Genomic DNA, 537 nt, shown 5'->3' with positions numbered 1-537 from the left:
CGTCCGTACCACGTAACCCTGATCGCTGATACGAACCTCCGTACTGCCGGCGTGCAGCACGATTTCCTCGGCCGCGTGCAGGTGGATGCTGTCGGTCGTGCTTGTGATCCGGATTGCCCTCTTGGCCGTCACGTCCATACCATCGGTCTGTGCTTCGACACGCACTTTCCCCGCCGCGGCGACGAGCGCCATGCCCGCCTTGTGCACGAACAGCGAGAACGCATTCGACACGCTCGCGAACAGCGAACGCCCCACGGCAATCCCGACATGCCGGCCGCTCGTGACGGCCACATCCTCGTCGCTCGCGATATGGATGCCGCGCTCGGCCGCCAGACTGATACCCGCCGATGCGGCCATCACAATGTCGCGCTCCGTCAGCTCCGGGAAGTCGTCTGCCGCGCCAGACGGTGTTCCCCGAATCGCATCGTTGCGGGCCTTGATCGCCCGCGTCACGTCGCTCTGGTCCGCGGCGTGCTGTTGCGCCTGATGCCGTTGCGCCAAGCCAGTGAGACTTTCCTGTAGTTCGCGCGCCTGCGT

Annotated in this window: 1 protein-coding gene; it reads right to left on the bottom strand. The window is 65.4% G+C overall.

Going from position 1 to position 537, the window contains the following annotated elements; all coding sequences use genetic code 11:
- Positions 1-537 (bottom strand): DUF2345 domain-containing protein (locus DIE06_RS37995; RefSeq protein ID WP_148094396.1); only part of this gene is annotated, 537 nt, incomplete at both ends.

The organism is Burkholderia sp. Bp8998, assembly GCF_003854235.1.
Taxonomy (GTDB): Bacteria; Pseudomonadota; Gammaproteobacteria; order Burkholderiales; family Burkholderiaceae; genus Burkholderia.
The sequence above is the reverse complement of the archived record's forward strand: the minus strand, read 5'-3'. Positions and strand labels throughout refer to the sequence as shown.